Origin of the sequence: Actinomyces succiniciruminis (assembly GCF_900002405.1) — a bacterium.
In the GTDB taxonomy this organism is placed as follows: domain Bacteria; phylum Actinomycetota; class Actinomycetes; order Actinomycetales; family Actinomycetaceae; genus Actinomyces; species Actinomyces succiniciruminis.
Genome location: NZ_LK995482.1, coordinates 1 through 26,239 on the forward strand (window position 1 = coordinate 1; position 26,239 = coordinate 26,239).

The 26,239-nt window shown below is 68.2% G+C and carries 19 protein-coding genes; 5 read left to right on the plus strand and 14 right to left on the minus strand.

The genetic code is table 11. The annotated features are described in order from the left end of the window. Window positions 1-114 precede the first annotated feature (114 nt). The 4 genes from BN1056_RS04315 to BN1056_RS04330 form a co-directional block, all read right to left on the minus strand. The gene (locus tag BN1056_RS04315; RefSeq protein WP_073329868.1) at window positions 115-1,242 is read right to left on the minus strand and encodes a sugar kinase; all 1,128 of its coding nucleotides are present in this window, start codon (window positions 1,240-1,242) and stop codon (window positions 115-117) included. Next, on the minus strand, window positions 1,239-1,919 hold the full coding sequence (eda, locus tag BN1056_RS04320; protein ID WP_210579358.1) for a bifunctional 4-hydroxy-2-oxoglutarate aldolase/2-dehydro-3-deoxy-phosphogluconate aldolase: 681 nt from the start codon (window positions 1,917-1,919) through the stop codon (window positions 1,239-1,241). The genes BN1056_RS04315 and eda overlap by 4 nt, the downstream gene beginning before the upstream one ends. A 141-nt stretch (window positions 1,920-2,060) precedes the next feature. Then, window positions 2,061-3,167, minus strand: a complete 1,107-nt coding sequence (uxuA, locus tag BN1056_RS04325) for a mannonate dehydratase (RefSeq protein WP_210579359.1) — start codon at window positions 3,165-3,167, stop codon at window positions 2,061-2,063. Continuing rightward, the gene (locus BN1056_RS04330) at window positions 3,164-4,777 is read right to left on the minus strand and encodes a mannitol dehydrogenase family protein (protein WP_210579361.1); all 1,614 of its coding nucleotides are present in this window, start codon (window positions 4,775-4,777) and stop codon (window positions 3,164-3,166) included. Before BN1056_RS04330 ends, uxuA begins: the two co-directional genes overlap by 4 nt. A 444-nt stretch (window positions 4,778-5,221) precedes the next feature. Between BN1056_RS04330 and uidA the strand changes: the two genes are divergently transcribed. From uidA to uxaC, 3 genes are all read left to right on the plus strand, one after another. Continuing rightward, window positions 5,222-7,039: a beta-glucuronidase gene (uidA, locus tag BN1056_RS04335; protein WP_210579363.1), complete on the plus strand. Its 1,818-nt coding sequence runs from the start codon at window positions 5,222-5,224 to the stop codon at window positions 7,037-7,039. Between the two features lie 69 nt (window positions 7,040-7,108). Then, window positions 7,109-8,221 carry a LacI family DNA-binding transcriptional regulator gene (locus BN1056_RS04340; protein ID WP_210579364.1) on the plus strand — a complete coding sequence of 371 codons (1,113 nt, stop codon included), beginning with the start codon at window positions 7,109-7,111 and terminating at the stop codon, window positions 8,219-8,221. Window positions 8,222-8,330: 109 nt separating this feature from the next. Next, window positions 8,331-9,761 (plus strand): glucuronate isomerase, encoded by a 1,431-nt coding sequence (gene uxaC, locus BN1056_RS04345; protein WP_244671497.1) that lies wholly within the window; start codon window positions 8,331-8,333, stop codon window positions 9,759-9,761. 58 nt (window positions 9,762-9,819) lie between these two features. On the opposite strand, the gene yicI is transcribed toward uxaC, so the two are convergent. From yicI to BN1056_RS04370, 5 genes are all read right to left on the minus strand, one after another. Next, entirely contained in the window at window positions 9,820-12,138 is a 2,319-nt protein-coding gene (yicI, locus tag BN1056_RS04350) for an alpha-xylosidase (RefSeq protein WP_210579366.1), read from the minus strand. Window positions 12,139-12,149: 11 nt separating this feature from the next. Beyond that, window positions 12,150-13,082 (minus strand): carbohydrate ABC transporter permease, encoded by a 933-nt coding sequence (locus tag BN1056_RS04355; protein ID WP_210579367.1) that lies wholly within the window; start codon window positions 13,080-13,082, stop codon window positions 12,150-12,152. 1 nt (window position 13,083) lies between these two features. Then, complete coding sequence (locus BN1056_RS04360; protein ID WP_244671498.1) at window positions 13,084-14,016, minus strand: carbohydrate ABC transporter permease; 933 nt, start codon at window positions 14,014-14,016, stop codon at window positions 13,084-13,086. A 2-nt stretch (window positions 14,017-14,018) separates the two neighbouring features. Further along, window positions 14,019-15,335: an ABC transporter substrate-binding protein gene (locus tag BN1056_RS04365; protein ID WP_210579369.1), complete on the minus strand. Its 1,317-nt coding sequence runs from the start codon at window positions 15,333-15,335 to the stop codon at window positions 14,019-14,021. 100 nt (window positions 15,336-15,435) lie between these two features. Next, window positions 15,436-16,500, minus strand: a complete 1,065-nt coding sequence (locus BN1056_RS04370) for a LacI family DNA-binding transcriptional regulator (protein ID WP_210579371.1) — start codon at window positions 16,498-16,500, stop codon at window positions 15,436-15,438. Window positions 16,501-16,728: 228 nt separating this feature from the next. Here BN1056_RS04370 and BN1056_RS04375 point away from each other — a divergent pair, with 228 nt between their 5' ends. Next, window positions 16,729-17,640: a sugar-binding transcriptional regulator gene (locus BN1056_RS04375; RefSeq protein ID WP_210579374.1), complete on the plus strand. Its 912-nt coding sequence runs from the start codon at window positions 16,729-16,731 to the stop codon at window positions 17,638-17,640. Window positions 17,641-17,764: 124 nt separating this feature from the next. On the opposite strand, the gene BN1056_RS04380 is transcribed toward BN1056_RS04375, so the two are convergent. After that, the gene (locus BN1056_RS04380; protein ID WP_210579376.1) at window positions 17,765-18,715 is read right to left on the minus strand and encodes an AlbA family DNA-binding domain-containing protein; all 951 of its coding nucleotides are present in this window, start codon (window positions 18,713-18,715) and stop codon (window positions 17,765-17,767) included. Between the two features lie 604 nt (window positions 18,716-19,319). On the opposite strand from BN1056_RS04380, the gene tkt reads away from it, so the two are divergent. Next, a complete protein-coding gene (gene tkt / locus BN1056_RS04385; RefSeq protein ID WP_210579377.1) occupies window positions 19,320-21,404 on the plus strand; it encodes a transketolase in 2,085 nt (694 codons plus the stop codon). A 711-nt stretch (window positions 21,405-22,115) separates the two neighbouring features. Here the strand turns inward: tkt and BN1056_RS04390 are convergent. The 4 genes from BN1056_RS04390 to BN1056_RS04405 are packed head-to-tail and all read right to left on the minus strand — an operon-like array spanning window position 22,116 to window position 26,030. Next, window positions 22,116-22,868 carry an iron ABC transporter ATP-binding protein gene (locus tag BN1056_RS04390; protein ID WP_210579380.1) on the minus strand — a complete coding sequence of 251 codons (753 nt, stop codon included), beginning with the start codon at window positions 22,866-22,868 and terminating at the stop codon, window positions 22,116-22,118. Next, complete coding sequence (locus tag BN1056_RS04395) at window positions 22,865-23,998, minus strand: iron chelate uptake ABC transporter family permease subunit (RefSeq protein ID WP_210579382.1); 1,134 nt, start codon at window positions 23,996-23,998, stop codon at window positions 22,865-22,867. The genes BN1056_RS04390 and BN1056_RS04395 overlap by 4 nt, the downstream gene beginning before the upstream one ends. A gap of 2 nt (window positions 23,999-24,000) precedes the next feature. Next, window positions 24,001-25,020 (minus strand): ABC transporter permease, encoded by a 1,020-nt coding sequence (locus BN1056_RS04400; RefSeq protein ID WP_210579419.1) that lies wholly within the window; start codon window positions 25,018-25,020, stop codon window positions 24,001-24,003. Continuing rightward, window positions 25,017-26,030 (minus strand): siderophore ABC transporter substrate-binding protein, encoded by a 1,014-nt coding sequence (locus BN1056_RS04405; RefSeq protein ID WP_210579385.1) that lies wholly within the window; start codon window positions 26,028-26,030, stop codon window positions 25,017-25,019. Before BN1056_RS04405 ends, BN1056_RS04400 begins: the two co-directional genes overlap by 4 nt. Window positions 26,031-26,239: the final 209 nt, after the last annotated feature.

The following is a 26,239-nucleotide window of genomic DNA, read 5'->3' on the forward strand; positions in this document are numbered from 1 at the left end:
ATGTCCTGAGGCAGAACTGTCACCGATGTCCTGAGACATCACAATGCGCCCAGCACCCGCAAACCTCCAAAACTCGTGTACTTGAGGCGAAAGCGTGTTTCAGACGGCCGTCCGTCAGCGCTGCACACGGGCGCCGCCCCCGGCGGCGAGGCGCAGAACCTCGGCCTTGGTGGCCATGCTCGTATCGCCGGGCGTGGTCATCGCCAGGGCGCCGTGAGCCGCGCCGTACTCGACGGCGGTGGCCAGGTCGCCGGTGTCGATGAGCCCGTAGATCAGCCCGGAGGCGAAGGAGTCGCCGCCGCCAACGCGGTCGAGGATCTCCAGCCCCGGCCGCTGGGTGGAGCGCACGAAACCGTCCTGCCGCGACCAGGCGATCGCCGACCAGTCGTTGACCGTGGCGGTACGCACCTGGCGCAGGGTAGTGGCGGCGACCTTGAAGTTGTCGAAGTCGGCAGTGACCCGCTCGATCATGCGCTCGAAGGCGGTGGTGTCCAGCTTGGACAGGTTGGCGTCCACGCCCTCCACCTCGTAACCGAGGGAGGCGGTGAAGTCCTCCTCGTTACCGATCATGACGTCCACCAGGCGCGCCAGGCGCCGATTAACCTCCTGGGCCCGCTCAATGCCACCGATCCCCTTCCACAGGGAGGGCCGGTAGTTCAGGTCGTAGGAGACGATCGTGCCGTGGCGGCGGGCGGCACTCATGGCGGCCTGGGCGACCTCGGCCGCTGACTCGGACAGAGCGGCGAAAATGCCGCCGGTGTGCAGCCAGCGCACCCCGAGGGTGCCGAACAGATACTCGAAGTCGACGTCGTCGGCCCGCAGTTGGGCGATGGCGGTGTTCCCGCGGTCGGACACGCCGACGGCGCCCCGCACCCCGAAGCCGCGCTCGGTGAAGTTCAACCCGTTGCGGACGGTACGGCCGATGCCGTCGTACGGCGCCCAGGTGATCATGGGGTCGACGCCGCCGGCCAGAATCATGCCCTCGATCAGGTGGCCGACCTCGTTGTCCGCGAGCGCGGTGACCACGCCGGCACGCAGGCCGAAGCAGCGGGACAGACCGCGGGCGACGTTGTATTCGCCGCCGCCCTCCCACGCCTCGAAGCGTCTGGCGGTGCGTACTCGCCCCTCGCCCGGGTCCAGGCGCAGCATCACCTCACCCAGGGAGACGACGTCGTAGCGGCACTCCTCGGCGGGGCGCAGGGTCACCGGCCCGGTGGCAGTGGTTTCGCTGACGGTGCTCATCGGCCGCACTCCTTCGCGATGGCAATGGCCTGGGCGGACAGGCGGGTGATCTGCTTCCAGTCGCCCGCGGCGACCAGGTCCTTCTTCACCATCCAGGAGCCGCCGCAGGCGCGGATCACGTCGACAGACAGGTAGTCGGCCAGGTTGTCGGCGTTGACGCCGCCGGTGGGCACGAAGCCCAAGCCGGGGAACGCGGCGGAAAGCGCCTTGATTGCGGGCACGCCGCCGTTGACCGAGGCCGGGAAGAACTTGACGGTGTCGATGCCGAGCTCGAGGGCGGCCATGATCCAGGAGGCGTCCGAGCAGGCGGGCAGCGAGAGGACACCGGCGTCCTGGGTGGCGCGCACGACGTCGGCGCTGAATCCTGGCGACACGATGTACTTCGCGCCGGCGGCGACGGCGGCTTCGACCTGCGCGGTGTTGATGACGGTTCCGGCACCGACAGTGAGGCCCTCGACCTCCTGCATGGCGCGGATGGCGTCGGCACCCGCGGCGGTGCGGAAGGTTACCTCCGCCGTGGTGATGCCACCGGCGACCAGCGCCTTGCCGACGTTCACGCCGTCCTCGGCGGAATCGACGACGACGACCGGCACTACCGGGTTGGCGGCCAGCAGCGCGGCGAGCGACGACTGTGCGGCGGTATCGTCTCGGGCGGGTGTTTCAATCGTTCCTGTCATTACATTTACCTCTCTGCACCCGCTGATCCGTAGGCGCGTGGTTGCGATTGGTTCCGGCACGGAACTTATGCCGGTTTCAGAATGCTACTCATGCCACCAGATCGACCGACCTCGGCATGTAACTTCGACCGACCTCGGAAGTTATTCCGACCGACCTCGAGGGTTGGAGGCGGGGCGGGACTTGAGTTTGGCGGTGGCCTCATACAGGCCGTTGATGTAGGTGGCTCCCAGGGCGCGGTCGTACAGCGGGTAGCCGGGGCGGCCGGTCTCGCCCCAGATCATGCGGCCGTGGTCGGGGCGCACGTAGACGTCGGGGCAGGTGTCGTAGATGGCCTCGACGATGGCGGCCATGTCCAGGCTGCCGTCGGCGGACAGGTGCTGCGCCTCTTGGAAGTGCTTGGGGCCCAGGTGCTTGACATTGCGCACGTGGGCGGCGGCGATGCTGCCGCGCCCACCGAATTCGCGGAAGATCGCGGGCACGTCGTTGTCCGGGTTGGAGCCGAGGGACCCGGAGCACACGCACAGGGAGTTGGCCGGGGAGTCGACCAGGCCCACGATGGCGTCCAGATCGTCCCGGTTCTTGCACACGCGCGGCAGGCCGAACAGGTCCCAGGCGGGGTCATCGGGGTGGACCGCCAGGCGGATGCCGACCCTTTCACAGGTGGGGATGACGCCCTGAAGGAAGTAGCGGTAGTGCTCGCGCATTCGGGCGTGGTCGATGCCCTCGTACAGGGCGAGCACCTCCTCCAGCCGGCCCAGCCGCTCGGGCTCCCAGCCGGGCAGGGTCAGCCCGCCGGAGGCGCGCTCGGTCATGGCGACGATCTCGCGCGGTCCCATGCCCTCGACGTCGGCGTGGTTGTAGTACAGGCAGGTGGAGCCGTCCTCGTTGCGGTGGTACAACTCGGTGCGCAACCAGTCGAACACCGGCATGAAGTTGTAAATGACCACCTTGATGCCGAACGCCGCCAGGTTCTCCAAGGTCTGGCAGTAGTTGGCGATGTAGGCGTCACGGCTGGGCAGTCCCAGCTTGATGTCCTCGTGGACATTGACGGACTCGATCACCTCACACTCGAGGCCCTGGGCATGTACCCGATCCACCAGGGCGCCGATGTCCTCCCGGCTCCAGACCTCGCCCGCGGCGTACTGGTCCAACACCCCCATGATGCCGGTCATGCCGGGTATCTGGCGCACATGCTCCAGGGGGATCGGGTCGTAGGCCTCCCCATACCAGCGGAAGGTCATCTTCATGGCAGCATCTCCTCCTCGATGGTGGTGCGCACGGCGCCGGGGCCGGCGAGTAGTCGCGCCAGCAGTGTCTCGATCTTGACGGCCAGCGGGGTGGTGTACAGGTCCAGGGCGAACAGGGTCGGGTCGGACAGGATGGGTCGCAGTGCGGCGTGGATGGCCGCGGCGTCGGAGCTCCCGCCCAGGGACAGACCGGCCACGTGGGCGTGCAGCTCCTCATAGCGCGGATCGGAGGACGGCGTGAAGGGCGCACCGTCGTCGGCAATGCCCGTCAGATAGCGGCACCACAGGGCGATCACCAGCGGGATGGCCGTCAGGCCGCCCAGGTCCAGGCCGCGTTCGCGGTAGCGCAGCAGGGTCTGTCCGAAGCGGATCGGCAGCTTCTGCGAGGTGTCCATGGCGATGCGGGCCGGGTCGTCGGGCAGGTAGGGGTTGGTGAAGCGGGTTCCCAGGACCTCGGTGAGGAAATCCGCGGGGGCTACGACGCCGGGATCGGAGACCACCGGCAGGCCCTCGTCCCAGCCCAGGCGGCTGACCAGCGCTTCCAGGGCCGGGTCGCGCATCTCCGCATCAATCGTGGGCATCCGCAGTAGGCAGCCGGCGACGGCGAGAGCCGTGTGCAGCGGGTTGAGGCAGGTGGTGACCTTCATGTTCTCGAACTTGTCGCACACCTCGCGTGCGACCACGTGGGCGCCGGCCTGTTCGAAGGGCGGGCGGGCGGCGGCGAAGGCGTCCTCAATGATCAGGTACTCGGTGGGTTCGGCGTTGACGAAGCCGGCCATCGCGGTGCGTCCACGGGTGGCCAGCGCCATGTCGGTGAAGCCGAGCCGGGCCAGGTCGTCACTGACGGCCGGGCTGGGTCGCGGGGTGATCTTGTCGATGACGGTGATGGGGAAGGCGACGCGGGTCGGGTCGGCCAGCCAGGCGAGGAAACTCTCCGCCGCGGAGCCGGCCTGCACCCAGCCGCGGGCGATGACGGTGATCGCCTCTCGCAGCCGGTCGCCGTTGTGGCTGAAGTTGTCGCAGCTCATCAGGGTGATGGGGGCGCCGCCCGCCTCGTAGCGGGTCAGCAGAAGGGCCGCGAGCACCGCCATGGCGTGGGGCTGGTAACCGTGGGGATCGGTGGCGACGGCGTCGGCGAGCTCCGGCAGGAGTCGGCCGGCGCCGTCGTGAACGGCGTAGCCCTTCTCGGTGATGGTCAGGGAGACAAGCGTGACCTCTGGATCGGCGGCGAGTGCGAACAGACGGGCGAGGTCGCCCTCGCGGCGGGTGACCAGGGCCTCGCACACCCCGGCGATGGCGCGCAGATCGCGGCCGCCGTCGGGATTGAGGATGACCGAGAGGGTGAGTAGGTCGTGGGTACCGAGCCGGGCGTTGAAGCCGGCCGGGTCGGTGGTGACGACGGCGGTAATGGGCCAGTGGTGTCCGGCGGCGATGAGGTCGTCGGCGATGCGTGCCAGGAAGACGCGGAAGATATTGCCGGCACCCAGGTGGAGCCAGCGCGGATGGCGTCTCCCCGCGGCCTGCATGGCGGCGACGTCGAAGCCGGGCGTGACGACACCCGCGTCCCGGAACGCGTCCCGATCCTGCAGACCCTCTATGGTCAGTTTCATGGGCGGATCGGCTCCTTTGCTGCGGACGCTGCTGAATGCAGATTCTCTCCCGGACGGCAGCGACATCCCCAGTTGCCACGAGTTGCCAAAGACCACCCGACCGCCGTGGAGCCCTCCGGAGCCTGGGAGGCGTGCTACCGCCCCTCTGCTACGAGCTTTTGTGCTCTGCTGTGCACCTATTTGCCACACACCAGGGTGCAAAAGCTCGAAACAGATGACAAAAGCTCGCAGTAGGCGCTGGAGCAGGAAGTGCCTTCAGGCACGGACGCCGTCGGCCGCACCTTCACCCTCTGCTTCAAGTGGCAACAAACGGCAACTCGTAGGCGGATCAGGGACTAAGTTGTGGGATGGCAATGTAGTTCACCACACACGCCCCCGCAGAATCCACGCTCCACGACGGCGCGGTGGAGCAGGCCTCTGCGGGCGACAGACAAGGGAGCCCGCATGCTGTCCGTACGCAATTCCGCCTCGCGCACAGTCGTGTCCCTCGACGGGGTGTGGCGCTTCCAGCTCGACCCGGAGGACCGCGGTCAGGCCGAGCGTTGGTTCGCCACACCCCTGCCCGCACCGCGCCCCATGCCGGTGCCCGCCTCCTACAACGACATCACCATCGCCCCCGAGGTCCACGACCACGTGGGTCCTGCATGGTACGAGCGCGAGGCCGTCGCCCCGCACAATCTGGGCGAGGACCGACTGGTTCTACGTTTCGGCTCCGTGACCCATGAGGCGCGTGTGTGGGTCGACGGCGTCGAGGTTGCCCAGCACACGGGCGGTTACCTTCCTTTCGAGGCCGACATCACCGACCATGTGACGGCTGGGCGCGACTTCCGCATCACCGTGCGCGTGGACAATCGACTGTCCTGGCAGTCCATCCCCGTGGGCTTCCTCGCGGAGGACGCCCAGGGACGCACCGTGCAGCGTTACTTCCACGACTTCTTCAACTACGCGGGCATCCACCGCTCGGTCGTGCTCTATACCCGGCCGCGGATCGCCGTCACCGACGTCACCATCGTCACCGACTACGCCACCGGCCCCGAGGGCACCGCCGGACGCGTCACCTACACCGTTGAGGCGGAGGGCGCCGAGCACGTCCACGTCGTCGTCAAGGATGCCGCCGGTGCGGAGGTCGCCCATGCCGAAGGCGCCGCCGGGACGCTCACCATCGACAACGTAAACCTATGGCAGCCCGGTTCCGGCTACCTGTACACGCTGGAGGTGCACGCCCGCGGCTCCGCGGACGGCGGCGCGGGTGAGGACGTCTACCCGCAGCGCTTCGGCGTGCGCACCGTGACGGTGCGCGACTCGCAGTTCCTCATCAACGGGGAGCCGTTCTACTTCCGCGGCTACGGCCGTCACGAGGACAACCTGGTCCGAGGCAAGGGACACGATCCTGCGCTCATGGTCCATGACTTCGAGCTGATGGAGTGGCAGGGCGCGAACTCCTTCCGCACCTCCCACTACCCCTACGCCGAGGAGGTCATGGACTACGCCGATGAACGCGGCTTCGTGGTGATCGACGAAACGGCGGCGGTCGGACTTAACACGGCCATCATCGGCGGCTTCTTCGGGGGCGATCCGATTCCCTTGTTCAGCGAGGACCACGTGAACGCACATACGCAGGCGGCTCACGCCGACCACATCCGCGAGTTGATCGCCCGAGACAAGAATCACCCGTGCGTAGTGCTGTGGTCGCTGGCCAACGAGCCGGAGAGCAACACCGAGGCCTCATTGCGATACTTCGAGCCTCTTGCCGCCGCGGCCCGGGAAGCGGACCCGACCCGACCGGTCGGCTATGTCAATGTGATGATGGGACAGCCCGCCCAGGAGCGGGTGGTTGACCTGTTCGACGTGGTCATGCTCAACCGTTACTACGGCTGGTACGTGAACAACGGCGACCTGCCGGCCGCCGAGGCGGGACTGCGAGCGGAGATCGACGCCTGGATCGAGCGGGCACCGGGCAAGCCGATCCTGTTCACCGAGTATGGGGCCGACACGCTGTCCGGTATGCGGGATCTGCTGCGCCGCCCGTGGTCCGAGGAGTTTCAGGTGGACCTGCTGGCCATGTACCACCGCGTCTTCGACGCCTACCCGCAGATCGTGGGTGAGCAGATGTGGAATTTCGCCGACTTCCAGACCGGGACCGGCACCACCCGAGTCGGCGGCAACAAGAAGGGCATGTTCACCCGGTCGCGCGAACCCAAGCAGAATGCCTTCGTGGTGCGAGACCGTTGGCTGGGCAAGCGGCGCAGCCACGAGTGTTGACCCGCTCACTCGCTTCGGACGCCCGGCCGCGACAATGCAGCACCGCCCGCCACTCGGAAAGGAGCACGCTTGCCAACCACAGTCTCGGACGACGACACCACCGCCTTAGCCGACGTCGACAATGCCTCGACGCGTCCACAGGGCGCAGAGGAGCGCGGGCGCGACAAGCCCATCACGATCTACGACATCGCCGCCGCGGCCGGGGTGGCGCCATCGACCGTGTCCCGCGCGCTGACCCGCCCCGGCCGGGTGTCCGCCGAGACCGCCGACCGCATCCACGCCGTCGCCGAACAGTTGGGCTACAAGCGCACTCGGCCCCGCCGTCCCGCCGACTCCGCGGAGGAAACCTATGTGATCGCGCTGGCGATCGCCGACGTCGGCAACCCCTTCTTCAGCCGGGTCATGATCGGCCTGCAGGAGTCGGCACGCGCCAACGGGTACACGGTGCTGCTGGTCGATTCCCGGGAGAACGCCGCCGAGGAGAGGGCCGCCATCGGGAAGGTACTGCACCTGATCGACGGGATCGTCCTGGCCTCCTCCCGCATGAGCAACTCGGCGATCCAACAGTTCAACCGGGCCGTGCCCGTGGTGTCGCTGAACCGGCAGGTTCCCGGCGTCACCTCGATCCTGTCGGACTCCGTACAGGGGATGCGCGCCGTCGTCGAGCACCTGGCCGCCCACGGGCATAGCGAGCTGACCTACCTGGCGGGGCCGCCGGACTCATGGTCCAACGGCACTCGCTGGGAGGGGCTGACCCGCGCCTGTCATGCCCTCGGCCTGCGCCCGCGCCGGATCGGGCCCTTCTCCCCCACCATCGGCGGTGGACTGCACGCCTTGGAGACGTGGGGCCGCCACCCGACCAGTGCCGTTGTCGGCTACAACGACCTCCTGGCGATCGGCTTCATGAAGGCGGCGGTCGCTCGCGGCCTGCGTGTGCCCGAGGATGTATCGATCATCGGCGTGGACAACGTGGACCTGTCCGCCCTGACCAACCCGGGGCTCACCTCCTTGGCGGCCGGGTCGCGGCGGCTGGGCATGCGGGCGGCGACGGCGATCGTCGGGCACCTGCGCCACCGGTCCCAGCCGCAGCCGGCGGTCACCATGCTGGAGATGTCCCTGCAGGAGAGGGAGAGCGTCGGACCGGCGCCCGTGGCGCCACCCGTCCTGCCGCCCGTCACCTGAGCCCGGCCTCCCCCACCCGATGACGGCGCCCCGCGCGGGGCAGTCCGCAATCGGCATCGTCGTCGGCCGCCATGCCCCAGTATCAGCACCAGTTACCAAGGAGCCCGTCGTGTCCGCCCCAGTCCAGCCACTGACCCTTAGCCCCGACCGGCTGCTGCCCGTCGACCCGGCCACCCGCGCGGTGGCCCGCGAACTCCTGGCGGAGGTGGCCGACGCGCCGATCATCTCCCCGCACGGGCACGTCCCACCCGAGTGGCTGGCCCAGGACGTCTCCTTCGCCGACCCCACCAGCCTGTTGCTCACTCCGGACCACTACACCAACCGTTTACTGCACTCCTTGGGCGGGGTGGAACTGGAGCAACTGGGTGTCCCGGTGGGCAGCGAATTGAGCCCGAAGAGGTCACGGGCGGCATTCCGGCTGCTGTGCGAGCACTGGCACCTGCTGGCCGGTACCCCGGTACAGACCTGGTTCACCGAGGTCTTTCACGACGTGTTCGGAGTGCGGGTTCGACCGTCGGCCGCCACCGCGGACGCGATCTACGACCAGATCGACGCCGCCCTGCGCACGGAGCCGTTCACGGCGCGGGCACTGTACGAGCGTTTCAACATCGCGGTGCTGGCGACGACGGACGATCCGTGCTCGGACTTGGCCGCCCACCGCGCCCTGGCCGCCGACCCGGATTGGAACGGCCGGGTGATCCCGACGTTCCGCCCCGACGCCTATCTGGAGCCGGCCCGGCCCGGCTGGCGGGAGTTGACCGAGGCGCTGGGACAGGCGGCCGACCAGGAGGTTTCCACCTATGCCGGGCACGTCGAGGCGATGCGGCGCCGACGGGTCTTCTTCAAGGCCTGTGGCGCGGTCTCCTCGGATCACTCGCATGCGGATGCGGGCACACAGCGGCTGGAGGACGCGGAGGCGGAGGTGCTGTACGCGCGCGCCCTGGCGGGACGGATCGACTCCGCCGACGCCGCCCGGCTGCGTCGCCACATGGTGAACGACCAGGCGCGGCTGGCGGTGGACGACGGGTTGGTGATGACGCTGCACCCGGCCGTGTACCGCAATCACGACTCCGGGGCACTGTCCCGGTACGGTGCGGACGTGGGCGGGGACATTCCCACCTCGGTGGAGTTCACGCGTGCCCTACAGCCGCTGTTGGACGCCTACGGCAACGCCGACGGCTTCCACCTGATCCCCTTCACCATGGACGAGACGGTCTACTCCCGCGAACTGGCGCCGCTGGCAGGCTGGTACCGAGCCGTGTACGTGGGGGTGCCGTGGTGGTTCATCGACGAGCCGGATGCGATCACGCGCTTCCGGGAGACGACGACGGGTTCGGCGACCTTCTACAAGACCTCCGGCTTCATCGACGACACCCGGGCCTTCTGCTCGATTCCGGCGCGCCACGGCATTGCCCGCCGCTGCGACGCGGGCTTCCTCGCGCGACTGGTGGTCGAGCACCGGCTGGGTATGGATGAGGCGGTGGCCGTGGCCCGCGATCTGGTGGACGCGATCCCCCGCCGCGCCTTCAAACTGGACTGAGGCGTGCCGGTGCCGAATCGGCGGCGCGCTACCGCTGCGGGGGAGCAACCCGACGCGATCATCCGGCCGCCACACCTCCCGGCAGCTCCAGCCTCACCGTCTCCTCGCCGTCGGCCCGCACGCACGTCCCGCCGGCCTCCAGCCGCCACGGCCCGCGAGCACCGTCGGCCCGCGCGGTGATCACGCCGTCCCGGCAGGCGACTCGGAAGGCGACCGCCGCATACCCGTCGTGCGCAGGCACCACCACCTCGCGCTCGTCGCCGTCGGTCAGGCCGAAGCAGCGCAGGGTGAGGTCGGCGGCCCAGTCGTCCTCCGGCCGTTCCACCCGTCCCGTCACGGGCAGTACGCTCCCCTGCCGCACGTACAGCGGCAGGGTGTCCAGGCCGTAGCGCTCGCGCACCCACCGCGGCCCAGCCACCGTCGTCCCATCCCACCAGGAGGTCCAGGTGCCTTCGGGCAGGTAGACCTCCACCTCGCCGTCGGCGTCCATCACGGGCGCCACCAGTAGGGCCTCCCCGAGCATGTACTGGGTGTCGACGTCCCGGGCCCCGGGGTCGTCGGGGAATTCCAGGAACATGGGCCGCATCATCGGCACCCCCGTGGCGTGCGCCTGCGCCGCCAACCGGTACAGGTAGGGCATGAGCGACAGCCGCAGGCGGATGAACCGGCGGGCCACCTCGACCGCCTCGTCGTCGAAGGCCCAGGGCACGCGCACCGAGTTCGAGCCGTGCAGCCGGGCATGGGAGGACAGCAGTCCGAAGGCCAGCCAGCGCTTGAACACGCCCGGGTCCGGGGTGCCCTCGAAACCGCCGATGTCGTGGCTCCAATAGGCGAAGCCGGAGGCGCACAGGGACAGACCGCCGCGCAGCGTCTCCCCCATGGAGGCGTAGGTGGACTCGTTGTCGCCGCCCCAGTGCACGGGGAACTGCTGTCCACCCGCCGTGGCCGAGCGGGCGAACAGGACCGGATCCCCCTGGCCGCGCTGCTCGCGCAGCAGCTCGAAGACGGTGCGGTTGTACAACTGTGTGTAGTAGTTGTGCATCTTCTCCGGGTCGGAGCCGTCATGCCAGGCGATGCCCCGTACCGGGATCCGCTCCCCGAAGTCGGTTTTGAAGCAGTCCACACCCATGTCCAGCAGCACCTGGAGTTTCTCCCGGTACCAGGCGACGGCCTCCGGGTTGGTGAAGTCGACCAGGGCCATGCCCGCCTGCCACAGATCGGTCTGCCACACATCACCGTCGGTGGTGCGCACCAGGTAGCCGCGCGCGGCACCCTCATCGAACAATGCCGAGCGCTGGGCGATATAAGGGTTGATCCACACGCATACGCGCAGGCCGCGGGCCTTGATGCGCTCCAGCATGCCGGCCGGGTCGGGGAAGGTCGCGGGGTCCCACACGAAGTCGCACCAGTGAAAGCCACGCATCCAGAAGGTGTCGAAGTGGAACACGCTCAGCGGCAGGCCCCGCTGCTCCATGCCGTCAATGAATGACATGACGGTCTGTTCGTCGTAGTCGGTGGTGAAAGAGGTGGTCAGCCACAGTCCGAAGGACCAGGTGGGCACCATCGGGGCACGGCCGGTCAGCGCCGTGTACCGCCGCAGCACGTCCTTCGGGGTGGGCCCATCGATCACGTAGTAGGTCAGGCGCTCGCCCTCCACCGAGAACTGGACGCGGGTGGTGATCTCGCTGCCAACCTCGAATGACACCCCGCCGGCCTCGGCGACGAATACCCCGTAGCCGGCGCTGGTGAGGTAGAAGGGGATGTTCTTGTAGGCCTGCTCGGAGGCGGTGCCGCCGTCCTCGTTCCAGATGTCCACGCTCTGGCCGTTTTTGGTGAAGGCGCCGAAGCGCTCCCCCAGCCCGTAGACCCGCTCCCCCGGGCGCAGGGAGAGCTGTTCGCGCATGTAGGCGGTCCCGTCCGGCCCGACGACGTGGGCGACGGCGCGCGGCAGGCTCGCCGTGAGCGGGCGTCCGGCGGAGCTGAAGGCAGCCGTCCAGTCCTCCCCCTCCCGCAGGGTCACGGCCAGCGCGCCGGCCCGCAGGGTGACGCCGCCCGCCGCCTGCTCGACCTCGCCCCGATAGTCCTCCGTCGTAGCTACCGCGAAATGCGGCCCGCGGTCACGCACGCCCCGGTGGTTGACCAGCTCCACCTTGATGACGCCGTCGGCGACGGCGGTGAAGGTAACCGAGAGCAGGCCCACATTGAGCGTATCGCCGCGGGAGGAGACGGGCCGAACGGGCGCGTAGGCATGAACAGTGCTGGTGGCACTGCCGGTGCCGTCGACGCTATCGACGTCCACGGACAGATCCAGCAGCCCGCGGGCCTTTTCCACTGTGTAACCGGAACGGTCGAGCCAATAGCCGTTGGAGAACTTCATGGCGGGTTCCTTTACTTGACCGCGCCGGCGGTGACGCCGCGGGTCAGGGTGCGCTGGAAGAAGAGGAAGAACAGGAAGGTCGGAACAAGCGAGACGAGGGCGCCGGCGTTGAGTGTGGGCACATCGAGCATGCGGTCCCCCTGCAGGCTGGACAGGGCGATCGGCACGGTCTGGTTGTCATTGCTGGTGAGCATCACCAGGGGAATGAAGAACTCGTTCCAGGTCCAAATGAAGAAGAAGATCGCGAGCACGCTCATGGTGGGGCGGACGATCGGGTAGACCACCCGCCACAGGATCTGCCAGCGGCTGGCGCCGTCGAGCTCGGCCGCCTCCAGCAGAGCGCGTGGGAAGGTGCCCAGCACGGAGGAGAGCAGGTAGGTGCCGAAGGCCGACTGGATGACGGTGAAGATGATGACGATCGACCACGGGTTGTCCGTGAGCCCGGTCTTCTGCGCCATGGTGAACAGGGGGTAGATCAGCCCCTCCTGCGGCAGCATGTTGGCGATCATGAACACGGCCACGATCCAGGCGCGTCCCCGTACCCGGCCCACGCCGATGGCGTAGGCGTTCAGCAGGGAAAGCAGCGTACCGGCCACGGCTACCAGCGCCGAGGTCCAGATGGAGTTCCACAGCTTGACGGGGAAGTTGACCCGTTGCCAGAAGTAGGCCAGACCGTCGGTGTAGATCTGCTTCGGCAGGGACAGCGGACTGCCGCCGGAGTAGTCGGCCGGAGATTTGAAGGCGTTGATGACCATCAGCAGGAACGGGGCCACCATGAGCAGCGCGAACAGGCCGACGACGGCGAGCACGATCCAGCGCCCGGCGCCCCGATGGAAGCGGTCCTTCCTGCGAGTGGCCGTGCCCGGTTTCGGCGCCGGGGCGCGTTTGGTTGCGCCCGCCGCACGAGTGGCCACAGATGCTGAGCTGAGGACGGTGTCGGACATGTCAGCGTCCCTCCTCCTCGCGGCGAGCACTGCGGTTCTGGAAGACCTGGATGACGCCGGCGATGACGATGATGACGATTGTGAGCACGGTTGAGATGGCGGCGCCGTAGCCGACCTTCGACTTGTCGAAGAAGTTCAGGTAGGAGTAGTAGCTCGGCACCAGGGTGGAGCTCTCCGGACCGCCACGGGTGAGCACGTATATGGGCGCGAACACCTTCAGCGCCGCGATGGTGCAGGTGAGCACGATCACGAAGGTCTCCGGCCGGATCTGCGGCACGGTGATGGCGCGGAAGCGCGCGAACCAGCCCGCGCCGTCGAGCTCGGCCGCCTCGTACAACTCCGGGTCCACCCGCTGCAGGGCGGACATGAAGATGACGGTCGGGTAGCCGATCTGGATCCAGATGAGCACGAACATGACCGAGCCCAACGCCGTCGAGGTGGAACCCAGCCAGTTGGGCGGGTCGGTGACACCCAGGCCGCGCAGAATCGTGTTGACCGCCCCCGTCTGGGAGTTGAGGATCCAGTTCCACACGATGCCGGCCACGGAGATCGGCAGGATCTGCGGCAGGTAGTACATGGCGCGCAGCGTCGCGGCGGTACGAGAGCCGAAGTGCTTGCCTATGTAGTCGAACAGGACGGCAGCCAGCACCAGCCCGATGAGCGTCGGGATGATGACCATGGCCACGATCATCGACAACGAGTTGCGGAAGGACGCCCAGAACTTCGCGTCATCCAGCAGCTGGGCATAATTGTCCAGCCCGATGAACCGCATCGGCGACATGCCGCCCTTCCAGCTGTTGAGCGAGTACCAGACGTTGAGAGCCAGCGGCACCAGAATGATGATGGTGAAGCAGACCGCTCCCGGAATGAGGTAGGGCAGGTAGGCCAGACTCCGCGATCTGCGGCGCGAGGGCCGTTCGGTTCGGACGCGCACGGTCAGCCCTCAATGCCCATATCGGCCTTGCCCTCGTCATATGCGGAGCGCAGGTCGGCAAGGACCTCGTCACCGGTCTTGGAACCGTTGATGAGGGACTGCATGGCGGAGACGATCTGGTCGTAGAAGCCCGCCACCGGCCAGTCCGGGTAGAAGGCCAGGCCGTCCTGCTCGTTGACCTGAGCGAAGTTCTCGGTCATGGTGCGGGTCTTCTCGTCCTCAATGGCGGAGGGGTCGCCACTCACCGGCAGCCCGCCCTTCTCGCCGAGGATCGCCTGGACCTCATCGGACAGGGTGATGTCGATGAAGTCGTAGGCGAGTTCCTTGTTCTTGGCGTTGGTCGGCACCACCCACAGGTTCCCGGAGGAGCCCGGGAACAGTTCCGTGCCCGGGAAGAGGAACTGGTCCCAGTTCTTGTCGGCCATGTCCCCGACGATCCGCCCGAACCACCAGGAGCCGGAGACGAACATGGGATAGCTGCCGTTGATGAATGCGGTGCCGGCGTCCTCGGCGGTCAGGCCGGCGGAGTCGGCGGCGACGTACCCCTTGTCGATCCATTCCACGAGCTTGTCGGTTCCGGCCTTGATCGGGTCGGCGGTCCAGTCGACGTCGCCTTCGAAGAGCTGGTAGGCGTTGACGAAGGAGCGGTCGGCGTGGGCGAGAACCAGCTGGTACCAGAGCTGCCCCATGGGGTACTCCGAGCCGGCCTCGGCCAGCGGGATCTGCCCGGCGGCGACGAAGGCGTCACATACGGCCTCGAACTCCTCCAGGGTGGTCGGCACACTGAGCCCCTGGGCGTCGAACATGTCCTGGTTGTAGTAGACGAACACGTACTCGCCGTAGTTGGGGACCCCGTACCAGTCGCCGTCTCCCATGAGCCCGTCCTCGGTGTAGCGGGCCGTGGTCTGCAACGAGGCCGCGAGCTTGGCGTCCCAGCCACGTTCGGTCGCCTGCTCGGTCAGCGGCTCAATGAGTCCCTGGGAGGCGAGCTGTCCGGAGGTTGAGTTGCCCTTGTTGTACTCCATGATGTCCGGGACGTCGTCTCCGGTCAGCACGATCTTGGCGTTCTTCTGCAGCTGCTCGAAGGTCTGGTCCTCGATCTTGACGGTGACCTCGGGGTGCTGCTCCTTGAAGATCTCGATCGCACGGGCCCAGGCCTGTCCCATGGCGGAGTCGTCGGACTCGTAGTCCCAGATGGTGAAGGTGTCCGATCCCCCTCCGGATGACCCGGAGGAGCCGCAAGCGGACAGTGTCGGGCCGAGCAGGCCGGTGGCGGCCGCGGCGGCCAGGAGGGCGTTGAAGTTCCTGCGCTTCATCATGATGTTTCCTCTTCATTGAGTGCGGGCACTCCGCTGGGGAGTGGCGATGGGGCCCGACGCCGGTGGGCGCCGGGAGATTGTGGGTTTCAGCGGGCTGTATTCAGCTGCTGCTCTTCTCGCGCGGATGGCTGCCTTCCAGGTCGGCTCCCGGGGCGGGGCCGAGGCTCTCGCCCTCGACCACCGAGCAGGTCACCAGCTGGTGGCAGTCGGCCGGGTCGAGGCGCTCGTCGAGGATGGCCAGCAGGGCGCGGGCGGCGAAGGCGCCCATGCGCTCGCCGGGCGCATGCGTCGTCGTCAGGACGGGAGTTGTCATGGCACCGAGCGTCGGGGAGGAGACCGCGCCGACCACGGAGATATCCCGGGGAACCCTTAGTCCTTGCGCCTGCAGTCCGGCGAGCAGTCCGAGGGAGGCCATGTCATTCATGACCACCACCCCGGTGGGAGGTTCCTCCAGTGCGGCCAGTTCGCGGGCAAGCGCCTGACCCGCCTGGGGACTGGCGTCGCAGTGGAAGGCGAGCGGCTCCAACGCACGGTTATTCATCGCCCGCAGGTATCCCTGTCTTCCCCTTACCGCCGGCCCATAGCCCGTCTCCGCCTGGGATGCAGGACGTCCAATGAAGGCGATGCGGCGGTGACCGAGGCGATACAGCTCGCCGACGGCGTCGTCGACGGTGCGCTCGAAGTCGATATCTACGTATGCCAGGCCCGTAGGATCGGCGGTGCGTCCAACCATGACGAATGGCAGCCGGGCACGTTTGAGTGCGGCGACTCGCGGATCGTCCACCTCCACTTCGACGAGCAGCACGCCGTCGGCCTTGCCCTGCCGCACCAGCGCCACCAACTCCGCGCCCGCCTCAGCCTCCTCCAACGGCCAGACGGCAAGGCTGTAGCCGTGGCGGGCGGCCTCGTGCTGAGCGCCACGGACGATCTCGAAGACCGTCTCACCCATCGCGGTGTCGAAGCGCGGAAAGGTCATGGCCAAGGTGTGGGAACGGTGGCTGGCGAGCCCGCGCGCCATGGCGTTCGGCTGGTAGTTGAGTTCCTCCATTGCAGCACGGACGCGCCGGGCGGTCTCCGGAGCCACCGGACGCGCACCTGAAAGGGTGTAGGAGACGGTTGACACGGCAACGTTGGCCCGTCGGGCAACATCCTGCATGGTCGCCATGTCTGTCTCCTCGATCCGATCGGCGTATCCGCGTCCCGGCGCTGTCCTTGCCACGCACAGGCAGCACCGGAAGCACCCGGCCACTGCCCGACCTACGCTCGCGAACCACTACGCGCGTCGGATCTCGTTGACATTCCAACGTTCGAAGCGTTTCGTCGAAGCGCTTCGAATAGTGTGCAACGTCCCCTCGGCCGGGGTCAACGCGACGGCGAAAAGATCGAAATTTCGATGTCTGGCACTTCACCCCTGCGGCGGTCCCGGGAACACCACCTCGCCCGCGAGATCGGCTATTCACGCCCCAGCGTCTCGCGGCTACTCAATCGCGCCCGTGAACAGGGGATCGTGCAAGTCACCATCTCCCACCCGCTCGAACACATCTTGTCGGTGGAGAAGCGCCTGCGCGAGAGACTGCCACTCAAGGCGGTCCGGGTCGCCGAAGTCAACGGAACCGATGTGATCGGCGCCGTCGGACAAGCCGCCGCCGAGCTGCTGGTCGACTCGGTCGCGAACGGGCAGGTTGTCGCCGTCGGCAACGGACGCTCCATACAGGCCGCCGCCCAGCGCATCCCGCAAATACCGCGAGTGGACTGCACAATCGTTCAGCTACTCGGTTCGATTCCAGGCGGCCTGCCCTCCTGGGGCCGCGACGCGCCGACCATCTGCACCCGCATTGCCAGCCAGCTTGGCGCCAAGGTGTCCCGCATGCCGGTTCCATTGATCGTGGACGATCCCTCGCTGTTGCTGCCGCTCATGCGCGAGGAGAAGGTAGCCACCACGCTGGCTTTGGCTGCGCGCGCCGACGTGGCGCTCGTCGGCGTGGCCGGGGTGGAGGCGAAGGGCGCGGGTAACATCCTGGCCGAGTACCTCACGCCGAACGTACGTGAGGCCATTCGTGCGGGTGGCGCAGTGGGACACATCCTCGATCACCATTACGACGCCTATGGCAATCCCGTTCCCACGCCGCTGACCCCGCGCACACTGGCGCTGCCCCTGGATGAGTTGCGGCGCATCCCACTGGTCATCGGGGCGGCCGGCGGTGAGGACAAGGTGGAGGCGATTGTCGGAGCAGTGCGCGGCGGCATCCTGAGCGCGCTGGCCACCGACTACCAGACCGCCCTGTCAATCCTCGACATGCTCTGAACCGGAGGCCACCCGCGTACCGGGCCGGGAGGGATCAGAGCAAGTATGCGGTTGGGCGTTGCCGGGACTGAGTCATCTCACATCGCAAGCCATCGGTGCCAGCGCATGTTCACCGATCACCGCACTAATCCGTATCCACCTGTGGAACCGCTGCGCGCTTACGGTGGTAGAGCAGGTAGGCACCTACGCGGGCGCGCAGGCTCGGGCGCACCTCGTGCGGCCAGCGACGGGCGACGTAGGAGATGGCGTCGTCCACTTCGAGCCGCTGCGTGGAATTGCCGACGCGTACCCATAGTTCGGTGCCACCATTGCCCTTCGGGCCCTTGAGGTACACGGGGACGGGCGAGGGCGGCACCGTCACCCGGCACACCTCGCCGGCCCCGTCGGTGGCCGGGGCGAAGTCCAGGCGCGGCAGCGCCGCGGCGTTTGTACCCAGCCGCACTCGCCACAGGCTGCGTAGGAACAGCTCGAAGCGGTCGGCGTCGGGCTGGCGCAGAGTGGCGTAGTCCGGGGCCAGGCCGATCAGGCGCCCGTCGTCGTCGCCGCCCAGCAGCAGGGTGCCTCCCCGGGAGTTGAGGAAGGCGGCCACGGTCTTGGCCACCACCGTTTCCATGGCATCGTCGCGCTTGCCGGTGTGCATGTTCACGCGGGCGGAGGACTTCAGCTCCAGCCGTTCCGACTCACCCCGCCGGGCCACCTCGGCGATCGGGTCCAGCGGCGGCTCATGCTGGATGCGGGTTATTACCAGCGCGGTTATTCCCACGACGATTACCGCGACTACGACGGCCGAGGCCAGCATCCGCGGCGCCCACAGATAGTCCTCGTTGAACAGCCAGGCACCACCGGCGAACCCTGCCCACAGGCCGATCAGGGCAGTGAGGGTGGCCGTGGAGTTAGAGATCTGGGCTCGACGCCGTACCAGGTGAGAGGCGAAGCGACCGGCCAGATAGGCGACCAGCAGCGCCACCGGCTGAATGAGGACGGCGAACAGTAGCACCGGGCTGCGCGGTGCCGGCGGGAGGGCGGTGGCGTTAAGCGGCAGGACGCTAAGCAGGCCTGTGAAAGCGAAGGGCATAGTGCCTCAGCGTAGGCGCAGTGTGTCAAGCAGCGGGCTTGCAGGCGCAGGGCGAGCACAGTGATCAAAGGACTCCACACCAGGATTCCGACGCCCTGGAGCGTCTTGCCGAGGATCTCCCCGGACAGTCCAGCGGAGTACATGTCAGCGGCATCGAAGAGGTTCACTCCGGCACCCCGTGCGATATCGATTTGCCGACGAGCCCCGTCGAGGCGGACCCTGCCGACGTTGCGGGCGAACCCGGTTCTGCCGAAGCCCATGGTGCCCGGGGTAATCGTCGAGACCCGCAGGCCACTCTGTCCCACTGCCTGTATTACATGACATATACGGCACACCTCATCCGCGGGGGCGGAAGAGAAATCACAACCTCCCTTCCATCGTTTGTCTAGTCGCGATACATTTACCCCGATGCAGGACCTCATGTGCGTGCCGCCCGAAGGGCACCCGCCCCGGACACACACGCACCGATGTGCAGCAGCACGTCTTGATAGCCCGCCCCGCCAGCGGGGATGATGCGTTCAGCGACTCCGGCGGACACACCACTGGCCGGACGAACACCAAGCACAGCGCCCGTCGCACAGACAACCGACAAAGGAGTTAGTCAATGACCACCGAGCCCCTCGCGCTCACCGACCTCGACCTCAAGGCCATCAACGTCGCCAAGGCGCTGGCCGCCGACGCCGTGGAGGCGGCGGGATCCGGTCACCCCGGCACTGCGATCTCGTTGGCGCCCGTGGCTCACCTGCTCTACCAGCACGAGCTGCGCCACGACCCCGCCGACCCGAACTGGCTCGGCCGCGACCGCTTCGTCCTGTCTGCCGGGCATGCCTCCCTGCTGCAGTACTGCCAGCTGTTCCTGACCGGCTACGACATCCCGGTGGAGGGCTTCACCCACTTCCGCTCCTCCGCCGGCCTGCCCGGACACCCCGAGTACGGGCACACCCCCGGCATCGAGACCACCACCGGTCCGCTGGGCGCGGGCTTCTCCAACGCCGTCGGCCTGGCCATGGCAGCCCGCCGCGAGCACGGCCTGTTCGAGCCCGATGCCGCCGACGGCGCCTCCCTGTTCGACCACTTCGTCTACACGATCATGGGCGACGGGTGCATGCAGGAGGGCGTCGCCTCCGAGGCCGCCTCCCTGGCCGGCACCCTGCAGCTGGGCAACCTGATCGCCATCTACGACGACAACGACATCTCCATCGAGGGCGACACCGACATCTCCTTCACCGAGGACCCCTCTGCCCGTTTCGAGGCCTACGGCTGGCAGGTGCTCGACGTCGACTGGAAGGCCGGCGGCACCTACCACGAGGACCTGCAGGCCCTGCACGAGGCGCTGGTGACCGCCCGCGCCGAGACCAAGCGGCCCACCATGATCCGCCTGCACACGATCATCGCCTGGCCCTCCCCCACCAAGCAGGGGTCGGAGTCCTCCCACGGCGCCAAGCTCGGCGCCGAGGAGCTGGCCGGGCTGAAGACCGCCCTGGCCCTGGACCCGCAGGCGACCTTCCAGCTGCCCGACGACGTCATCGCCTTCACCCGCTCGCACGCCGCCGAGCGCGCCGCGGCCGCCCGCGCCGACTGGGACGCCCGCCTGAACACCTGGCAGCAGAACTCCCCCGAGCAGGCCGCCCTGTTGGAGCGCCTGCGCGCCGGCAAGCTGGATGAGGGCCTGGAGGCCGCACTGCCGGTGTGGGAGGTCGGGGACGCCCTGGCCACCCGCGCCGCTTCCGGCAAGACGCTGACGGCCCTGGCGCCGGTCGCCCCGGAGCTGTGGGGCGGCTCGGCCGACCTGGCCGGCTCGAACAACACCACCATGGCCGGTGAGCCCTCCTTCCTGCCCACCGACCTGGCCCAGGCCGACGGCGACGGACCCTACGGGCGCACGCTGCACTTCGGCATCCGCGAGCACGCCATGGGCGGGATCCTCAACGGCATCGCCCTGGACCGCCTGACCCGCCCGTACGGCGGCACCTTCATGGTGTTCTCCGACTACATGCGTCCCGCCGTGCGCCTGGCGGCGCTGATGGGCCTGGGCTCCATCTTCGTCTGGACGCACGACTCCATCGGCGTGGGCGAGGACGGCCCCACCCACCAGCCGATCGAGCACCTGGCCGCGCTGCGCGCCATCCCCGGACTCGCCGTCGTCCGTCCCGCCGACGCCAATGAGACGGCAGCCGCCTGGGCGGAGATCCTGCGCCGCCCGGAGGGCCCGGCCGGAATCGTGCTGTCTCGGCAGAACCTGACCGTGCACGCCGACGCCGAGACCGCCCGCGCCGGCGTCGGCCGTGGCGCCTACGTGCTGGCCGAGGCCACCGACGCCGCCGGCGCCGAGGTCGCCCCCGCGGCGATCCTGATCGCCACCGGCTCCGAGGTGGGCGTGGCCATGGACGCCCGCGAGGTGCTGCAGGCCGAGGGCACGCCCACCCGCGTGGTCTCGGCACCCTGCCTGGAGTGGTTCGCCCAGCAGGACGAGGCCTACCGGGCCTCGGTGCTGCCCGAGGCGGGCGTGCGGGTCTCGGTGGAGGCGGGCATTGCCATGGGTTGGCGTGAGGTGGTCGGCGCAGACGGTGAGATCGTCTCCCTGGACCACTTCGGCGCCTCTGCGCCCGGCGCGCAGCTGTTCGAGGAATACGGCTTCACCGGCGAGGCGGTGGCGGCGCGGGTACGCGACGCCCTCGCTCGCGCCTGACGAACCACTCCCTCACTTCGCTGAGGCGCGGGCGGACCACCTTTGCCGGCGGTTCGCCCGCGCCTGACGAACGTCCGCCATGGCGTGGGTGAGCCACCTGCCTCAGCCGGTGCGCTCGCCCACGCCCGTTCGGCATGTCTACCCACCCGGTCTCGACGCTCCCGCTCAAGACGCACCGGGCCGCATTCCACGACCCCCGGCGATGTTCCACGACCTTGGTGTACGTTGCACGACCCCGGGGTGGTCGTGGAAAGCACACCGAGGTCGTGCAGTGCGGCCCGAGGTCGTGAAATGCGACCCCCGACCGCGGAACGCGCCGGGCACCGCCGGTGTGCCCGCACCTAGGTCGTGTTGTGTAAGTCGTTTGTGCCGGCGGGGCGGTGCTGGCGATGTGGATGGTGGTCTGATAGCGGATGGCGAGTTCGTCGTATCTGGTGGCTACGGGGCTCCAGTTTGAGCGGGCTGTGTGCGCTCGTCGAGGGGGCGAGTGGGTCTTGCACCGCCCCGGTTGGACCGCCAACGCCCCGGTTGGACCGCCACCGCCCCGGTTGGACCGCCAACGCCCCGGTTGGACCGCCAACGCCCCGTTGGACCGCTGTAACCGGCGGCTACGGCGGTCCAACGGGGGAACAGGGGTCCAACTGACAGGCTCAACAGCCACACACCGCCACCCAACCGCGCACCGCCACCCAAGCACTTACACAACAGGACCTAGTAGCAGGCGAGCGGCCCCGACGGGCCCTCGATCACCCGGATGGGGGTGCCGAAGACGGCGGTGAGCACGTCGTCACGCATGATGTCCGCCGGCGGGCCGAAGCGGAATACGCCGCCGTCCTTCAGGGCGCAGATGCGGTCGGCGTAGCGGGCCGCGAAGTTGATGTCATGCAGCACGATCAGCACGGTGCGGCCGAACTCCTTCGCGGCGCGCTCCAGGTGGTTCATCATCTCCACGCTGTGGGCGATGTCGAGGTTGTTCAGGGGCTCGTCCAGCAGCACATAGTCGGTCTCCTGACACAGCACCATGGCCACATAGGCGCGCTGCCGCTGCCCGCCGGAGAGTTCGTCCAGATGGCGGCGCTCCAAGTCGCCCAGACCGAAGAAGTCGATGTAGCGGGAGATGATGCGCTCGTCGTCGGCAGTGAGCCGCCCGTGGGAGTAGGGGAAGCGCCCGAAGCCCACCAGCTGACGCACGGTGAGCCGGGTGATGAAGTGGTTCTCCTGCCGCAGGATGGACAGCACCCGGGCCAGGTCCGCCGACTTGGTGGAGGACACATCCAGCCCGGCCACACGCACGGCACCCTCGTCAATCCCCAGCAGCCGCCCCACCATGGTCAACAGCGTGGACTTGCCGGCGCCGTTAGGACCGATGAAGGCGGTGATCCCGCCGGCGGGCAGCTCCAGGCTGACCGGCCCGATGGAAACCTCGGAGTTGTAGACCTTCCGCACCCGGTCCAGCTCAATCACAGGCGCCCCTTTCTGAGCACGACGACGAGGAACACCGAGCCGCCCACCAGCTCGATGATGATGGAGACGACGCCCTGGGCGTAGAACACGTGCCGCATGACGAAGTAGGCGCCCGTGAGCACGAGCAGTCCCAGGCTGGCGGCCATGGGGAACAGGTAGCGGTGGTCGTAGGTGCCCGACAGCTGGTAGGACAGGGTCGCCACCAGGAAGCCGAGGAAGGTCATGGGGCCGACCAGCGCCGTCGAGGTGGCCATGAGCACCGAGACCAGCACCAGCACGCCGATTGTGGCGCGGGTGTGGTGCAGCCCCAGAGTGGTGGCGGCGTCCCGCCCCAGGGCGAGCACATCGAGCCGGCGCGAGTACGCCAGCAGGGCGGCACTCGTCACCACCGCCAGGGGGATGGCGATCGGGTAGTAGTCGGGGTCGGCATTGGCGATGGAGCCGAACAGTCGGGCGGAGAGCAGGTCGAACTCGCTGGGCGTGAGCAGGCGCTGCATGAAGGTGGTCAGGCTCCCCAGGGCCGAGCCGATCACGACGCCGATCAGCAGCATCGAGTACAGGTTGCGCGCGCCGCCGGTCAGCAGCCAGGAGTACAGCAGTAGGGACAGCCCCACCATGAGCGCCAGCCGCAGGGCGAACATGGGCGCGGTGCGGGTGGCGGTCAGGCCGGTGGCCCCGAAGAAGAAGATGGTGGCGGTCTGGATGGCCCGGTACAGGGACTCGAATCCCATGAGCGACGGCGTGATGATGCGGTTGCCGGTTGCGGTCTGGAAGGCGACGGTGGCCATGGCCTGGCATACGGCCACCACGATCATGGCGACTACGGCGTCCAGGCGCCGCTGGGCGATGAGCCAGAAGCCGCGGCTGCCCGGTTCCATCGGGTTCTTCCACACCAGCAGGCCGACGGCGAAGCAGACCGCCAGGCCCGTGACCGCCAGGTAGGTCAGCCACCAGCGACGGCGGGCGGAGGAGTTCGGGAAGGCGCCGGAGCGGCGGACGACGGCGGGGCTGCGCGTGGCCACGTCGGCGTCCGTGGGGGCACCCGGCGTCGTACCCGTGTCGGCGCTGGGCGTCGTTGCGTCGGTATCGAGACGGCCAGTTGGGGGTGCGGCCGAGGCATTGTGGCTCATGCTCATCCCTTCCCGGTCTGGCGGATGATCAGGGCGATGAACACCGCGGCCCCCACCAGGCCGAGTATCACGGCCACCGGGATCTCGAAGGGGGCGATGATGGTACGAGCGAGCAGGTCGCAGGCGGTGATCAAGCCGATCCCCACCAGGCACACCCAGGGCAGGTTGGAGCGCAGGTCGTCCCCACGGCGCATGGACACCAGGTTTGGGACGATCAACCCCAGGAAGGGCAGCGAGCCGACCACCACGGTGACGGTGCCGGTGGCCACGGCCACCAGAGCGGTGCCGATCAGCACCGTGCGCCGGTAGTCGACGCCGATGTTCGTGGCGACGTCCTCCCCCAGGCCGACGGCGGTCAGGTGGTCGGCGTAGTAGAAGATCGCGGCCACGACCGCTACCACGATCCACAACACCTCGTACTGGCCCCGGTACACCGACGTGAAGCTGCCCTGGAACCACACGCCCAGGGATTGCAGCATGTCGGTGCGCAGCGCGAAGAAGGTGGACACCGCGCTGACCACCGCCCCCAGCATCATGCCGATGATCGGCACCAGCAGGGAGGAACGGAGGGAGACCCGGCGCAACAGCAGAAAGAACACCATGGTGCCGATGAATGAGGCGGTGACGGCGCCGGCCATTCGCCCCAACACGCTGGCTCGGGGGAAGACCACCATCACCGTCAACAGGCCCAGGCCGGCCCATTCGGTGGTGCCGGTGGTGGTCGGCTCCACGAAGCGGTTCTGGGTGATCAGCTGCATGACCAGGCCGGACATGCTCATGGCGGCCCCGGCCAAAACCAGCGCGAGCGTGCGGGGGACGCGGACGTTGCGGAACATCTCCCAGCCGTCCGCGTGGGACAGAATCGAGTACTGGCCGGTGGCCAGGCTCAGCGCCAGCAGGGCCAGCACCGCCAGCAGCCCGACCGCGAGCCCCCGGCTGACCAGGGGCTCGCGGGTGCGGGCAGCAGCGTCAGCAGCGCGACCAGCTGGTGCTTCTGACCTAGAGAGCTGCCGGGTGCTCAGTTCTGTGCACCTTCGAAGGCGTCAGCGATCGAGTTGAGGATCTCGGTGTAGGTGATGATCGACTCGTTGGTGTAGGTGTCATCCGGGGCGTAGACGATCTGCTCGGAGGTCACCGCCGTGACGTTCTGCAGCGCGGCGTTGCCCGCGATCACATCCGCGGCGGGCGTGTAGTCCGGCTCGTCCGCGGTGATGGCGGCGTCGCGGTCCATGACGAGGATCCAGTCCGGGTTGGACTCGGCGATCTGCTCCACAGAGACGTCGTCGCCCTGGTGGTCATCGGTGGATCCCTCTACCTCGAGGGCGGGCTCCAGGCCGAGCAGGTCGAACAGCGGCCCCCAGGTGCGTCCGGTGGTGGGCCCGGAGTAGCCGATCTCTCCGCCGGAGACGATCACGGCCATGACCGTGGAGGAGCCGTCGTAGGCATTCTTGGCGCGCTCCAGGGCGTCCTCGAAGTCGGCGATGAGCTGATCGGCCTCGGCCTCCTTGCCGAACACCTGCCCCAGGGCGGTCACCTGGCGCTCGAGTTCGGCGTCGAAGGACTCGCCGTCGCGGGGCTCGAGGTCTAGCAGGGCGGCATCGGGGGTCAGCTCGGCGATCGAGTCGTACTGGTCGGAGAAGCGCTGGCCGACGATCACCAGGTCGGGTTCGGCCGCCGCCAGGGCCTCCAGGTCGGGCTCACGGTGGTTGCCGATGTCGGCGACGTCGTCGCCGTCATAGGCGGTGATGGACGACGGGACGAGCTGTTTGGGGGCGGCGACCAGCGGCACGCCCCAGTCGGCCAGCACCTCGAAGGTGCGGTTGTCGGTGGAGGCCGCCCGCTGGACGGGCAGGGACACCTCGACGCTGCCGTGGTTGTCCTCGATGGTGACCGAGGATGCCTGGGACACGGAGGCAGAGGCGGTGTCTGAGGCCGCGGAGGTGGACGCGGAATCGGTGCTGCCGGAGCAGCCGGCGAGGGCGAGGCTCACGGTCGCCGACAGGGCCAGGAGCGCAGGGAGCTTACGAGACATGTCTTCCTTCGGGATGGTAGGGCTCGCGCGGCACGGTCCACGCGAGAGGCACAGGCTTCCGCCGACCACTAAACTTAGGTCAGGTTCACCTATGTATGGCTAACCTATGTCGCCGTGGAGGCGAACGGCAAGCCCTATCTCGCCCCGAGGCCGCTCGAAGCAACCGCCGAGGTCGGTAGAAGTTACATACCGAAATCGGTAGAAGTTAC